Raw genomic sequence first — 13,408 nt, 5'->3', positions numbered from 1 at the left:
TCGGGCTCCAGTTTTTATTGTTGTTGGGTGTTGGCGCGCGCAGCTTCTTCGCGCAGGACGCGGATGCTTTGCTGCAGCTCGTCCGCAGCGGCGGTAGCCTTGGCCGAGTTGGCCTTGCTTTGCGCCAGCTGGGCGTCGGCCTGCGCTTGCGCGGCGAGGTCCTGGGCCAGCTTGTAGTCCTTGGCGGCCAGCGCCTGGTTGGCGCGCATCATCTTTTCACGGGCCGATTTCATCTCTTCCGGCGCCAGGTCGGCAGCGCCGGCCGAGGTGGCGTTGGCGACAGCAGCGCGCGAGACGGCGACGTCGGCAGTAGCCGGGGTCTTCTCGCTGGCGCACGCTGCCAGGCCCAACAGCGCCAGAGCGCCGCAGATTACTTTGACTTTATGCTGAACTGTGTTCATTTATTGTTCTCCTTGTGAAAATATTGAACTGACAAGTAACGTTATAGGCGCATGCCCTGGCTCGCTCAGTTCGGTGCCGCACATAGGGCCGACACCCCGCTGCCGGTACGCGCCGTACGTGCGCTGGCGCACCCGGACAGGCCGCCAACGCGGTCCTGTGTAGAATGTTGCAACCTGCCAGCTCCCTACTTTCACGATGCCTCCTGCCCTGCTCCGCCGCCGCTCCGTTCGTGTTGTCCTCGTGGTGGCCGGGGCAGGCATGCTTGCCACCGCCGCCGCCGCGATCGCGCTGGCCACCTACGACTGGAACAGCGCGCGGCCGTGGATCAGCCAGCGCATCGGCGCGGCCATCGACCGGCCGTTTGCGATCCGTGGCTCGCTCACGCTGGCCTGGCGCCAGCAGGGCGCCGGCGCCGACCGCACTTGGCGCGACTATCTACCGTTGCCGCACCTGGTGGCGCGCGACGTCCATATCGGCCAGCCGGCGTCGATCGAGGCCGGCGGCGAGTTTGCCAGCGTGGGCCAGTTCGCCTTCGCGGTGGAACTGCTGCCGCTGCTGCGCCAGCGCATCGTGGTGCCGCTGCTGCGCTTCGACCAGCCACAACTGTGGCTGTTGCGCGATGAAGCGGGCCGCAACAACTGGACTTTTCACAAGGAGGACCAGCAGCCCTCGTGGCAACTGGCGGTGCAGCGCGTGGTGCTGGCGCGCGGCATCGTCAACTACCGCGACGCGTCCACCCATGTCGATGCGGTGGCCACGGTCGATACCCTGGCCAATGACAGGCTGTACGGCGTGGCATGGACGCTCAAGGGCAAGTGGAACGAGCAGGCCATCAGCGGCAGCGGCAAGTCGGGCGCCGTGCTGGGCTTGCAGGAGCACGCCGCGCCCTACCCGCTGGCAGCCACCCTCGACGTGGGCGGCACCCGCATTGCCGCCGAGGGCACGCTCACCCGCCCCGCTGCCCTCACCGCGCTCGACCTGAAACTCAACATGTCCGGCCCCAGCATGGCGCGCCTGTACGGCATCACCGGCGTGCTGCTGCCCGAGACGCCGCCGTTTACTACCGAGGGACGGCTCACCGGCAGCATCGACCGCGCCGGCAGCCACTGGCGCTACCAGGACTTTACCGGGCGCGTGGGCAGCAGCGACATTGCCGGCACGCTCGATTACCGCTCGGCCACGCCGCGCCCGCTGCTGACCGGCACGGTGACCTCGACCCTGCTGCAATTGTCCGACCTGGGGCCGCTGGTGGGCGCCGACTCCAACGCCAGCCGCGAGGCGCGCGGGGTGGTAACCGTCCAGCCGCGCAACAAGGTGCTGCCGGTGGAAGCGTTCCGCAAAGACCGCTGGACCACGCTCGACGCCGACGTCAAGCTGCAAGCGCAGCGCATCACGCGCGGCCAGGGCCTGCCGGTGCAAAACGTCGAAACCCTGCTGCACATGAAAGATGGCGTGCTGTCGCTCAAGCCGCTCAACTTCGATATCGCCGGCGGGCGATTCGCGTCGAATATCGTGCTCGACGGCAGCGGCAAGGTCGATCCGCGCGCCATCCGCGCCGAGCTCAAGGCCGACCTGCGCCGACTGCAACTCAAGCAGCTGTTCCCCGACATCAACGGCATGCGCGCCACCGTGGGCGAAGTCAATGCCGACGTGGCGTTGACCGCCAGCGGCAACTCCGTGGCCGATTTGCTCGGTTCGTCCAGTGGCGACTTCAAGGGCGCGGTCAGCGGCGGCAGCGTGAGCAAGCTGATGCTCGAGGAAATGGGACTGAACCTCGGCAGCGTGGTGGTCACGCGCCTGTTCGGCGACGAGCAGGTCAAGCTCAACTGCCTGGTGGCCGATTTCGGCGTACGTGACGGCCTGATGCGTTCGCGCCTGTTCGTGGTGGACACGGCCGAAGCGGTCATCAATGCCAGCGGCACCGTCAACCTGGCCAACGAAAAGCTCGACCTTACGCTCAAGCCTGATGCGAAGAGCATGCGCATCCTGTCGCTGCGCTCGCCGATTTACGTGCGCGGCACCTTCAAGGATACCGAGGTAACCATCGACAAGGGCAGCATGGCGCTGCGCGCCGGCAGCGCCGTGGCGCTGGCCCTGGTGGCCCCGGTGGCCGCCATCGCGCCGCTGGTGTCCACCGGGTCCGGCCCGACGCCGGCCACGCAATGCCAGGCGCTGCTGGCACGCGGTCCCGGACCAGGCAAGCGAGCGGGAAAATAGGGTAACAAGGGTAACAAGGTGTTTCAAGGTGCGCTGCCGAACGGAGATTCGATTCGGCAAGAAGTATTCTTCAGTCATCGGTGCGGATGAGACCGCGCCTTCATGAGCGACCTGAGGAGAAAACAATGAATACGATCAAACGTGTTGCTTCGGCAGCTGCAGTAGTGGTGGCAACCCTGAGCCTGACGGCTTGCGCCGGCATGTCCAACCAGGACCGTAACACGGCCGTGGGCGCCGGTGTTGGCGCAGTGGCCGGCTCGGTGCTGACCGGCGGCAGCGCTGTGGGCGCAGTAGGCGGCGCGGCAGTGGGTGGCGTGATCGGCAACCAGGTACAAAAGCCGTCGCGTTAATCACCAGCAAACCACGAGATCCGTCATTCCCGCGCAGGCAGGAATGACGGATTTTATTTTGGCGGCAGCTTGATCAAACAAATACGTTGGAAATGCCGATCAGCCCCTCGTCCTTCACCAGCTCATAGCAGCGGCACGACACCGCCTCCAGCCCTGCTGCATCGAGGATCTCGATATTGCCGCGGCTATAGGAAATCAGTTTCTGGTTCTGCAAGGCGCTGGCCGCCTTGGTCACGCCAACCCGCCGCACACCGAGCGCGTGGGCCAGGAACTCGTGGGTCAAGTGAAATTTATCGGACTGCAAGCGGTCGCGGGTAATCAACAGCGAGCGCGCCAGGCGCGCCTCGAGCACGTGGAAGCGGCTGCAGACGGCGATCTGGATCGCCTGCGCCAGCAAGGTATCGGTATAGCGGTGCAGCAGGCGCTGCAACGGCTCCGTGCGCGCGTACACCAGGCGGAATTCGGCAGCATCGATGCGCACGGCACGACCGGCCCGTTGTACCACGGCGCGTACCTGCGCCATTTCGTGGCCGAGCACCACCGGTGCGCCGATCATGCCTTCGCGGCCCACGGAACCGACCTCGAGCGTCATGCGCCCTTCAGCGACGGCCAGCAGCGACAACAGGCAATCGATGGGGAAATACACGTGACGCACGGTCTGGCCCGGCTCGTAAAGTACATCGCCCACTTCGACCTTTACCGTTTCCCCCAGCCGCGCCAGTTCGCCTTGCTCATCGTCGGGCAAACTGGACAATAAACGATTAACCAGCGCGCGCGCTGGGCTCCTGTCGTCTTCGGCAAGGTGGTTGTGATGGGTATGCATGGGGCTTAGCGTAACGGCAATGATTTGGGTCGTATGTACGCTGACGCACGGAAGCAAAGCCGGCCCGACGAGACAATGTGCGGTGCTGCACATTGACGCAAATGAGCTGCAATAGAACAGGCAAAAACAACACCTGTACAGCACCTGTACCACGCCTGAACAACACCATAAGTCACCAACAAGAAACCAAGGAACCGTCATGACACCACCCGTCCACTCCACCAAGCCTGCCTTGCACCCGATGCTGCTGATCGCTGCGATTGCGGTGATCCTGTTCTGCGCGGTCGGCACCGCCGCCATCATGGGCTGGCTGCCCAAGTCCAACGCCAATGCGGACTTGCCGCCGGCCGTGGCAGGCCAACTGGCGCCGGGCGAGCCAGCCAATGCGCAAGCTGCGGCGCAGGCGGCGCCGCTGCAGCTGGCCTCGGCCAACCTGCCAGCGCGCGAAGCCGATCGCGGCTACGACCGCGCGCCGGAACAGGCTCCCGACCGATTACCGGCAGCGGCGCCAGCACAGCAAGCGGCTGCCGTCTGCAACAGCTGCGGCGTGGTCGAGTCGGTGCGCACCATCGAGCATCGCCCGCAAGGCAGTGGCGTCGGTGCGGCCGGCGGCGCCATCCTGGGCGGCATCCTCGGTAACCAGGTCGGTGGCGGCCATGGCCGTCAACTGGCGACCGTGGCAGGCGCGGTGGGCGGCGCCGTGGCCGGCAACCAGATCGAAGGCCATATCAAGACCACCCACAGCTGGCAAGTGACGGTGCGCCTCGATAACGGCAAAAAACGTACCTTCAATTACAACTCGCAACCGGCCTGGCGCGAGGGTAATGACGTGCGTATCGTCGACGGCAAGCTGCGTTCGGCAAATTAATTGCAGATTAATGTGCTTTTAAGATAGCAGTGGGCCATTTACGTGGGGCAGCGTACAGAAGACTGGGCTGTATAGAAAGATAATAGATTCCAAGATACGAACGAAACAGTTCGACATCGCTTCGATGCCCACTGCGGACGTCACAACATTACTAAAGGAGAGAATCATGCTCTATACCATCGCTGTAGTTCTGCTTATCCTGTGGCTGCTGGGCCTGGTCACCTCGTACACCATCGGCGGTTTCATCCACGTGCTGCTGGTTGTTGCCATCATCATGATTCTGCTGCGCCTGATCAGCGGTCGCGGCGTCTAGTACGTCACCCGCTTAGAATGAGCGGCGCCCCACCTGACGGTGGTGCGCCGCTTTTTTTTATTCTGAAAGGATCACCATGAAGCACATCGCGATCATGCTCACCGCCCTGGCTGCACTGTCGGCCAACGCCCAAACGGCACCGACCATCAAGCCAGGCACCTGGGAGACCAGCAGCAAGGTCTCCAGCGCCGACGTCCAGACCAGTGCTGCGCTGGACATGGCCATGCAACAGCTGGGCAATTTGCCGCCGGCGCAAAAGGCCCAGATGGATGCTTTCCTGGCCAAGAACGGCGCCTCCTCGCCCGCCGTGAGCCGCGACGGCACCATTGCCGTGCGCGCCTGCGTTACGCCCGAGATGGCGGCCAGGAAGGAATTGCCGTTGAATCAGAAAGGTGAGTGCACGTCCACCAGCACGCCGATTGCCGGCGGCTACGATGTGGCGTTCTCGTGCAAGAATCCGGCCTCGAGCGGACGCGGAACCGTGAAGTTTGTGGACGACAAAAATTACACGATGGCGATGGATGTAAGCACGACTGCCACCGGCAGCCAGCAAGACGTCAAGATCAACTCGACCGGCAGGTGGATTTCCTCGACCTGCCCGGCCAAGCCTTAAAAGGAATGGCGTAAGCCGACATTGATCGCGTGGTCGCCACGGCCACGCGTGGTGGCGGTGCCAACGCCGTAGCCGGCGCCGTTGCGGTTCTTGATCTTGGCCAGCGCGGCGTAAAAATCGGTACGCCTGGACATCGAGTAGCTGGCGCCCACGGCCAGCTGGTCGGCGTCGCGGTTGGCCAGGCCCTGGTCGTCCTTGCGGATGTACGAGGCCAGCAAGGTGGTGGCGCCCATTGGCACCGAGACGCCGAACAGGGCGTCGCGGCTGCGGTCGGTGGGCAGGGTTTGCGCCATGGCGCCGTACGGATTGGACATGTCCCAGTGGTTGCTGCCCTCGCCCCGGCTGTGGCCGTAGGCGGCATAGCCGACCGCGCCGCCGAAATCGACATTGGCGGCGATCAGCGAGTTGCGCGCCGACTGGTCCACCGCCGGCGTGGTGCCGGTGGCGTCGAGCATATTGTTCTTGCGCTGGTGGCTGATGCTGACGTTGACCGGCCCCTTGGCATAGCCGATGGTGGCGCCATACGCGCGGTTGATCTTGCTGTTGAACTGCGACTCGCCGAAGCTGTAAATGACCGAGCCGATCAGGCCACTGCGGCTGCGCGGCGACTGGTACTTGATCGAATTATCGTAACGCTTGGTGGTATAACCGACCAGGTTGCCCGCATTGCCGGCCATGCCGCCATGGAAGGGATCGGCCACGTCGGTCAGCGCTTCGTACACCAGGTTGTACTGGCGGCCCATGGTGACCATGCCCAGTGGGCCGTCGAGACCGACGAAAGCCTGGCGGCCGAACAGCTTGCCCTCGTGCTCGTTGGCGCCGGTGTCGTTCTTCACCCCCGCTTCCAGCGTGTACACGGCCGAAGTGCCACGACCCAGCGCTTCGCGGCCACGAATGCCGAGGCGCGAACCGGAAGCGATACCGCTGTCGAGGCGGGAGCGGGCGCAGTCGCCCTGGCAACCGCGCTCGACCACTACACCGGCATCGAGCAGACCATACACCTCGACCGGCGACGTTTGCGCCGCGACGGTCAGGGGCGCAATCAGGGACAGCGCAAGGATAGTCGGTTTCATGATGAGCGATGAAAGAGTGGATTAGTAAGTTCATAATAGGCCGGGCATGTCGATCGTTCTGTGCGGACCGCCACGTAAGCCAGCACTTCGACCGTTAGTTGGTTTATAGTGGAATTTCATCATGTGAAAGGCCACCGCCATGCATGCGCACTTGCACTCGCACTACGACAGCAAACGATGCACACCCGAACAGGCACTCGACTGGTTGAATGATGGCGACACCATCATCGTGCCCACCGGCGCCGGCGAACCGCCGTCCCTCCTGCATGCGCTGTCGGCCCAGCGCACCCGGTTTCGCGACATCAAGGTGGCGCAAATCCTGGCGATGCGCAAATACGGCTACTTCGATTGCGATACGGTTCAGCACGTGCGCCACGTGGCGCTGTTCTTCGGCGGCGCCTCGCGCGCGGCGGGGCAAGCCGGCTGGGCCGATTTCGTGCCTGCCTATTTTTCCGAACTTCCCAGCCTGATCGAGCGCGACCTGGTGCCGGCCGACGTGGTGTTCTCACTGGCTTCGCCGATGGACGAATACGGCAACTTCGCGCTGAGCCTGGGCGCCGATTACACCATGGCCGCCATCCTCAAGGCGCGCGTGATCGTGCTGGAAGTCAATCCCAACGTGCCCACCGCGCACGGCAACTGCATCGTCCACATCTCGCAGATCACCGCGCTGGTGGAAAGCAACGAGCCGGTGATCGAAGTGGGCCTGCCTGCCATCGGCCCGGTGCAGGAGGCGATCGGTAAACTGGTGGCCGACCTGATCGACGACGGCTCCACCCTGCAGATCGGCTACGGCGGCATTCCCGACGCAGTGGTGATGCAGCTCACCAGCAAGAAAGACCTGGGCATCCACACCGAGATGATCGGCGACGGCATCTTGAAACTGGTGGAATGCGGCGCGGTCAACAACAGCCGCAAGACCTTCATGCCGGGCAAGATGGTGGCGACGTTTGCGCTCGGCTCGCGCAAGCTCTACGACTTCATGCACGACAACCCGATGCTGGAAATGCACCCGGTCAATTTCACCAACGATCCCTACCTGGCCGGTCAAAACGCCAACATGGTGGCGATCAACGCCAGCCTGCAAGTCGATTTGCTGGGCCAGTGCGGCTCCGAAAGCCTGGCCCACCTGCCCTATTCCGGCACCGGCGGCCAGGTCGATTTCGTCCGCGCGGCCAACCGCTCGCGCGGCGGCAAGGCCTTCATCGTACTGCCGTCCACGGCCAAGGCCGGCACCGTGTCGCGCATCGTGCCCATGCTTACGCCCGGCACCCATGTCACCACCGGCAAGAACGACGTCAACTACGTGGTGACCGAGTACGGCGTGGCCCAGCTGCGCGGCAAGACCGCCCACCAGCGCGCCGAGGCATTGATTGCCATCGCCCACCCCGACTTTCGCCACGAATTGCGCCAGGCCGCGCACAAGATTATGTTGTGTTGACGCAACCGAATTCCTTTCACCTCAGAAACTAGCGTTCGAGAACGTACATACCCGGCCGGGGCCGACCGGGTATACTTCGTTTTTAGTTTACTGCGGCTTGTGCCGCCCGATGCATGCTCGAGATTCTCCAACGCCTGGACGCCAACAGCAACGATATCGGCCTCATGGTCGAGTTATTCGCCACGCTGCGTCCCAAGCGTCCTACCGATGGCGCGCGCGCCACGGCCAACGTCCGTACCCTCACCCAGTTACTGAAGGGCGATCCCGCCCATGCACTGGCCCTGCGCGGCTATGCACGCAACCTGCTGGCCGCGCGCCGCCATGCCAGCCTGTACACCGAGATCGGCGTACTCTCCAACGACGGCTTTTTTACCGAACTGAAGCACCGGATCGCTTCGCGCATCCTGCCGCCCGCGCTGGGCAACGAATACCTGAGCGACGCCATCGACCAGGTGCTGTATAAACGCACCGACTACATCTGGATGAGCGCAGTGCCGGCTGCCGACTGGCTGGCTTTGATCGACGTCATCCACACCGGCGCCGGCACCGCCACGCGCCAGGGCTCCAACCTGATGCTGCCGGGCCTGCTCGACGCGATCCAGACCCTGTCCTACCGCGTGTGCGCGATCGGCCTGGAGCCCAAGCTCACCAATTTCCATACCGAGATGGAGACTTACGAGTCGCCATTCACCGGCCAGAACATCGAAGTCAATGCCTACCTGGCTGCCTACAAGCGCCAGCTGGCCGGCGACGAGGTGGCGATGGAAGACGCGCGCCACCTGCTGGTCATGCTCGACCAGTGCGAAACCGTGGTCATGAAAATTCGCAAGAAGGCGCTGAGCCAGGGCACCAGCATTGCGCTGACCTACTTGCTGGTGACGCTCACGCAAAGCATCAACCGCCTGCGCAAGCTGCTGTACCTGGTCGATACCAGCGGCGAGCTGGCGCCCGACGCCAACGCCATCCTGCCCCAGGCTGCCACGGCCTCGGACACCCAGTTCGTGCAGCCAGTGCCACAGCCGGGCTTGCAACAGCGGGGCCCGGACCGGCGCCAGGCCGCGGCCGTGGACCTGGCGCTGGAACTGGTGACCGCGCACAACAACAAGTACATGGTCAGCGACCTGATGCGCGACAACATCAACCTGCTGGCCCGCAACGTTACCGAAAACGCCAGCCACACGGGCGAACATTACGTGGCCGAATCGCGCACCGCGCTGTTCGCCATGTTCCTGCAAGCGGCCGGCGCCGGCCTGATCATCGGCTTCATGGCGCTGTTCAAGATCCTGTTCTCGTACCTGCGCGCAGCGCCGCTGGTTGAAACCTTTTTGTTCAGCATGAACTATTCGCTGGGCTTCGTCTTCATCCACCTGCTGCATTTCACGGTGGCGACCAAGCAGCCGGCCATGACCGCCTCGCGCATTGCGGCCGGACTGCAAAGTAAAGATGGCCGGAACATTGACCTCGACAGCATGGTAGAGCTATGCAACAAGGTCTTGCGCACCCAGATCATGGCCGTGCTGGGCAACCTGGCCACGGCGATTCCCACCGCCTGGCTGATCGCCATGGCGTGGCCATACCTGACCGGCCACCACCTGGTGAGCCAGGGCAAGGCGATGCACCTGCTGGCCGACATCGACCCGATCCACGGCCCCAACCTGCTGTACGCGGCCGTGGCCGGCGTCTGCCTGTTCCTGGCCGGCCTGATTTCGGGCTACTACGACAACAAGGCGCTGTACACGCGCTGGGCGCAGCGCATTGCCCAACTGCGCGGCCTGCGCTGGCTGCTCGGTCCGGCGCGGCTGCAGCGCTTTGGCACCTACATGGAGAACAACCTGGGCGGGCTGATGGGGAACTTCTGCTTTGGCATCATGCTCGGCGTGATGCCGCTGCTGGGATTTTTGCTGGGCCTGCCGCTCGATATCCGCCACGTGACTTTCTCGTCGGCCAACTTCGCGACAGCAATGGTTGGACTCGATTATCATGTCAGTTGGCAACTGGTTGTCACTTCGGTAGCAGGCTTCCTGGCGATCGGCGTGGTCAACCTGATGGTCAGTTTCGGCCTGGCGCTGTGGGTGGCGCTGCGTTCGCGGCAGGTGCGCTTTACCCATGGCTGGCGCCTGACCAAGGCGTTGGTCAAACGTTTTTTCCGGGGACCGGTGACTTTCCTCATCGGTGCCAGGGCAGTCCCCGCTTTAACGTTCGATGAACCGCAGTTACTGGAGAAAACACCAAAATGAAAGCGACCAGCTTGCGACTCTGGCTTCCCGCCTGCCTGATGTGCTGGGGTTTGCTGGGCGCTTGCGCGTCGCTCCCCAATGTCAATGAACTGGGCGCGCGGCTCGACACCGCCGACACGCCGAGCGTGCACGGCAAAAATGGTGAGCTGAGCGCTGCCCGTACCAAGGCCCTGTTCGCCAAGCGCTACGCGAAGAACACGCTCGACCTGCAACAGCAGGCCGCGCTCGAGGAAGCGGCCACCGGCGTGCCGCTCATCGCCGGCAACAAGACCACGCTGCTGTTCGACGGCCCGCAGACCATGAGCGAAATGCTCAAGGCCATCCAGGGCGCGAAGAACAGCATCAACTTGGAAACCTATATCTTCGACCAGGACGGCATGGGCATGAAGTTCGCCGACGCCCTGATCGAACGGCGCCAGGCCGGGGTGGCGGTCAACATCATCTACGACAGCGTGGGCACCCTCGGCGTGCCGAAGGAATTCTTCCAGCGCATGCGCGACGCCGGTATCAGCCTGCTGGAATTCAATCCGGTCAATCCGGCCAAGCTGTCCGGCGAAAGCTGGAAACTCAACAGCCGCGACCACCGCAAGGTGCTGATCGTCGATGGCCGCATCGCGTTCACGGGCGGCATCAACATCAGCGGCACTTATTCCAAGAGCTCGCTGTTCCGTTCGCGTAACAAATCGTCCAAAAGTGAAAACGACGTCGGCTGGCGCGATACCCACATCAAGGTCGAGGGACCTGCGGTGCAAGCGTTCCAGTACCTGTTCGTGCGCCAATGGACCGCGCAAGACCGCGCCGACCTGATCGACGCCGACTTCTTCCCCACTCCCTTCATCGCCGGCGACAAGGTGGTGCGCGTGCTCGGCAGCGACCCGGGCGGCCAGTTCGAAATTTTCAAGGCCTACAACCTGGCGATGCAGGAAGCGAAAAAGACCATTCACATCACGTCTGCCTACTTCGTGCCGGACAAGCAGACCGTCGAAGCGCTCAAGGCTGCCGCCAAGCGCGGCGTCGATGTCAAGCTGGTGCTGCCGGGCGTGTCGGACAGCGGCCTGGTGTTTCACGCAGGACGCAGTTTTTACGATGAACTGCTGGCATCGGGCGTGAAGATCTACCAGCTCAAGCTGTCCGTGCTGCACGCCAAGACAGCGGTGATCGACGGCAAATGGTCCACGGTCGGTTCGACCAATATGGATACCCGCAGCTTCCTGCACAACAGCGAATTGAACGTGGTGGTGCTGGGCGAGGCGTTCGGCAACGAGATGGAGCGCGCGTTCCAGGAAGACATCCGCGACTCGGTGCAGATCACGCTGGAAAAATGGCGCGACCGGCCATGGCTCGACCGCATGCAGGAGTGGGCGGCGCAGTGGACCAATTACTGGCTGTAAACGCTACGAGCGTTTTTTCAGCCACCACCAGGCGATCCCCAGCACCGCCGCGCTGACTGCGGCCTTGCGCACCACGCCGCGCGGATTATGGCGCCATGCCGCCGGCAAGCCCGTTTCGCGCAGCAGGTTGGGCACGTGACCGTCGCGCAAGTCTTCGACGATGCCTTCCACGGCATCCACCCGATCGGCCAGCAACAACAGCAGCCAGTGCCGCAGGTCGTTCTCGGTGCGGCCGAATGCGCTGCGGCGGATCGCGCCGCTCACGCCGCGTGGCGGCGCAGTGGTGCCATACACCGGGGTGATCGCCGGCCGTTCGGGCGATACCAGCACTTCTGTCGCGCCGTGTTGTTGCACAGGCGGTGACACCGGGCCGTCGAGGCGGGCCGGCATGCGTTCCATCGGCACCGCTGGCCGGTTGGCACGATCGAGGTCGCTGCCCCAGCCGGGAATGTCATCGCGCCGCATCACGGTACTTTCCAAAAGTTGATCAGGCATGAGTCGCTCCTTAGCTGGTAGCACCGGACGGTATCAGGACCGTCTTGATGCAGTTGTCCAATTTGCTGGAAAAGATCTGGTAGGCATCGGCCACGTCGGCCAGCGGCACCCGGTGGGTAATGATCTGCTTGGGATCGAGATGACCGGCGCGGATATGCTCGAGCAAGCGGGGCAGATGGCGCCTGACGCTGGCCTGGTTCATGCGCAAGGTCAGCCCCTTGTTGAGTGCATTGCCGATCGGGACCGCATTGAAGGTGGGACCATACACGCCGACGATCGAGACGTTGCCGCCCTTGCGCACCGAGTTGATGGCCCAGTGCAGCACCGTTGCCGAGCCGGCTTGCAGCATGGTGTAGCGGCCGGTCAGCGACTGCATGGCGTTGCCTGCCGCTTCGCAGCCAACCGCATCGATGCACACATCGGCGCCGAGCCAGTCGGTCATCTTCTTGATGTGCAAGGCCATGTCCTTGACGTCCTTGAAATTGACCACCTCGCACTGGGCATAGCGGCGCACGAAGTCGAGCCGGTAATCGACGTGATCGACCACGATCACCCTGCCCGCCCCCATCAGCCAGGCAGACTTGGCGGCAAAGATGCCGACCGGGCCGGCGCCGAACACCACGACCGTGTCGCCGGCGCTGATATCGCCCATCTCGGCAGCCTGGTAGCCGGTAGGCACTGCGTCGGTCAGCAGCACCGCGTCGTCATGGTCGATGTCGTCGGGGATTACCATGGGACCCACGTCGGCCATGGGCACGCGCACGAATTCGGCCTGGCCGCCATCGTAGCCGCCGGCGGTGTGCGAGTAGCCGTAGATGCCGCCCACGGCGGTCGCTTCCGGGTTCACGTTGTGGCAATTGCCGTACAGCTCGCGCTCGCAAAAATAGCAGCTGCCGCAAAAGATATTGAACGGCACCAGCACGCGGTCGCCGATCTTGAGCTTGCGCACCGCGCTGCCGATCTCCACCACTTCGCCAACGAACTCGTGGCCGAAGGTGGAACCGACCCGGGTATCGGGCACCAGGCCGTGGTACAGGTGCAAGTCCGATCCGCAAATGCAGGACCGGGTAACGCGCACGATGGCGTCACCGGGGTGCTCGATCTCCGGGTCGGGCTTGTGGGCGGCGCGGATGCGATAGGGACCGCGATAATTCATGGCCAGCATGGAACCTCCGTAAAGTTCAC

General features: G+C 63.6%; 13 protein-coding genes. 8 read left to right on the top strand and 5 right to left on the bottom strand.

Features of this window, described 5'->3' with window-relative positions; all coding sequences use genetic code 11:
* Positions 1-14 precede the first annotated feature (14 nt).
* Entirely contained in the window at positions 15-401 is a 387-nt protein-coding gene (locus J2X54_RS16665; RefSeq protein WP_070247111.1) for a DUF4398 domain-containing protein, read from the bottom strand.
* Between the two features lie 259 nt (positions 402-660).
* Between J2X54_RS16665 and J2X54_RS16660 the strand changes: the two genes are divergently transcribed.
* The gene (locus J2X54_RS16660; protein ID WP_310182153.1) at positions 661-2,619 is read left to right on the top strand and encodes an AsmA family protein; all 1,959 of its coding nucleotides are present in this window, start codon (positions 661-663) and stop codon (positions 2,617-2,619) included.
* A gap of 125 nt (positions 2,620-2,744) precedes the next feature.
* Positions 2,745-2,969: a glycine zipper 2TM domain-containing protein gene (locus J2X54_RS16655; RefSeq protein ID WP_070247109.1), complete on the top strand. Its 225-nt coding sequence runs from the start codon at positions 2,745-2,747 to the stop codon at positions 2,967-2,969.
* A 73-nt stretch (positions 2,970-3,042) separates the two neighbouring features.
* Here the strand turns inward: J2X54_RS16655 and J2X54_RS16650 are convergent, their stop codons facing one another.
* The gene (locus J2X54_RS16650) at positions 3,043-3,792 is read right to left on the bottom strand and encodes a Crp/Fnr family transcriptional regulator (protein ID WP_070247108.1); all 750 of its coding nucleotides are present in this window, start codon (positions 3,790-3,792) and stop codon (positions 3,043-3,045) included.
* 199 nt (positions 3,793-3,991) lie between these two features.
* Between J2X54_RS16650 and J2X54_RS16645 the strand changes: the two genes are divergently transcribed.
* The 3 genes from J2X54_RS16645 to J2X54_RS16635 all read left to right on the top strand — a co-directional run bounded on the left by J2X54_RS16645 (position 3,992) and on the right by J2X54_RS16635 (position 5,586).
* A complete protein-coding gene (locus tag J2X54_RS16645; protein WP_070247107.1) occupies positions 3,992-4,660 on the top strand; it encodes a glycine zipper 2TM domain-containing protein in 669 nt (222 codons plus the stop codon).
* Between the two features lie 166 nt (positions 4,661-4,826).
* The gene (locus J2X54_RS16640) at positions 4,827-4,973 is read left to right on the top strand and encodes a lmo0937 family membrane protein (protein WP_141749448.1); all 147 of its coding nucleotides are present in this window, start codon (positions 4,827-4,829) and stop codon (positions 4,971-4,973) included.
* Positions 4,974-5,049: 76 nt separating this feature from the next.
* On the top strand, positions 5,050-5,586 hold the full coding sequence (locus J2X54_RS16635; RefSeq protein WP_310182152.1) for a DUF3617 domain-containing protein: 537 nt from the start codon (positions 5,050-5,052) through the stop codon (positions 5,584-5,586).
* Here the strand turns inward: J2X54_RS16635 and J2X54_RS16630 are convergent.
* Positions 5,583-6,659, bottom strand: coding sequence for a porin (locus J2X54_RS16630; RefSeq protein ID WP_310182151.1), 1,077 nt, complete (start codon positions 6,657-6,659; stop codon positions 5,583-5,585). The two genes, J2X54_RS16635 and J2X54_RS16630, sit on opposite strands and share 4 nt — an antisense overlap.
* 139 nt (positions 6,660-6,798) lie before the next feature.
* On the opposite strand from J2X54_RS16630, the gene J2X54_RS16625 reads away from it, so the two are divergent.
* The 3 genes from J2X54_RS16625 (at position 6,799) to cls (ending at position 11,728) form a co-directional block, all read left to right on the top strand.
* On the top strand, positions 6,799-8,100 hold the full coding sequence (locus J2X54_RS16625; protein ID WP_070247104.1) for an acetyl-CoA hydrolase/transferase family protein: 1,302 nt from the start codon (positions 6,799-6,801) through the stop codon (positions 8,098-8,100).
* Between the two features lie 113 nt (positions 8,101-8,213).
* Positions 8,214-10,337 (top strand): site-specific recombinase, encoded by a 2,124-nt coding sequence (locus J2X54_RS16620; protein ID WP_310182150.1) that lies wholly within the window; start codon positions 8,214-8,216, stop codon positions 10,335-10,337.
* Entirely contained in the window at positions 10,334-11,728 is a 1,395-nt protein-coding gene (gene cls, locus J2X54_RS16615; protein WP_070247102.1) for a cardiolipin synthase, read from the top strand. The genes J2X54_RS16620 and cls overlap by 4 nt, the downstream gene beginning before the upstream one ends.
* A 3-nt stretch (positions 11,729-11,731) precedes the next feature.
* Here the strand turns inward: cls and J2X54_RS16610 are convergent, their stop codons facing one another.
* The gene (locus J2X54_RS16610) at positions 11,732-12,223 is read right to left on the bottom strand and encodes a hypothetical protein (protein WP_310182149.1); all 492 of its coding nucleotides are present in this window, start codon (positions 12,221-12,223) and stop codon (positions 11,732-11,734) included.
* A gap of 10 nt (positions 12,224-12,233) precedes the next feature.
* Positions 12,234-13,388: a zinc-dependent alcohol dehydrogenase gene (locus tag J2X54_RS16605; protein ID WP_070247100.1), complete on the bottom strand. Its 1,155-nt coding sequence runs from the start codon at positions 13,386-13,388 to the stop codon at positions 12,234-12,236.
* Between the last annotated feature and the right edge of the window lie 20 nt (positions 13,389-13,408).

It is taken from the genome of Duganella sp. 3397 (genome assembly GCF_031456625.1).
GTDB lineage: Bacteria > Pseudomonadota > Gammaproteobacteria > Burkholderiales > Burkholderiaceae_D > Rugamonas > Rugamonas phyllosphaerae.
Note: the sequence above shows the minus strand (reverse complement) of the source record. Positions and strands in the feature narration are given on the sequence as shown.

Coding starts and splice junctions, on each gene's coding strand:
- J2X54_RS16620 (WP_310182150.1), top strand. CDS start 8,214: ATGCTCGAGATTCTCCAACGCCTGGACGCCAACAGCAACGATATCGGC.
- J2X54_RS16605 (WP_070247100.1), bottom strand. CDS start 13,388: ATGCTGGCCATGAATTATCGCGGTCCCTATCGCATCCGCGCCGCCCAC.
- J2X54_RS16645 (WP_070247107.1), top strand. CDS start 3,992: ATGACACCACCCGTCCACTCCACCAAGCCTGCCTTGCACCCGATGCTG.
- J2X54_RS16625 (WP_070247104.1), top strand. CDS start 6,799: ATGCATGCGCACTTGCACTCGCACTACGACAGCAAACGATGCACACCC.
- J2X54_RS16655 (WP_070247109.1), top strand. CDS start 2,745: ATGAATACGATCAAACGTGTTGCTTCGGCAGCTGCAGTAGTGGTGGCA.
- J2X54_RS16660 (WP_310182153.1), top strand. CDS start 661: ATGCTTGCCACCGCCGCCGCCGCGATCGCGCTGGCCACCTACGACTGG.
- cls (WP_070247102.1), top strand. CDS start 10,334: ATGAAAGCGACCAGCTTGCGACTCTGGCTTCCCGCCTGCCTGATGTGC.
- J2X54_RS16630 (WP_310182151.1), bottom strand. CDS start 6,659: ATGAAACCGACTATCCTTGCGCTGTCCCTGATTGCGCCCCTGACCGTC.
- J2X54_RS16635 (WP_310182152.1), top strand. CDS start 5,050: ATGAAGCACATCGCGATCATGCTCACCGCCCTGGCTGCACTGTCGGCC.
- J2X54_RS16640 (WP_141749448.1), top strand. CDS start 4,827: ATGCTCTATACCATCGCTGTAGTTCTGCTTATCCTGTGGCTGCTGGGC.
- J2X54_RS16650 (WP_070247108.1), bottom strand. CDS start 3,792: ATGCATACCCATCACAACCACCTTGCCGAAGACGACAGGAGCCCAGCG.
- J2X54_RS16665 (WP_070247111.1), bottom strand. CDS start 401: ATGAACACAGTTCAGCATAAAGTCAAAGTAATCTGCGGCGCTCTGGCG.
- J2X54_RS16610 (WP_310182149.1), bottom strand. CDS start 12,223: ATGCCTGATCAACTTTTGGAAAGTACCGTGATGCGGCGCGATGACATT.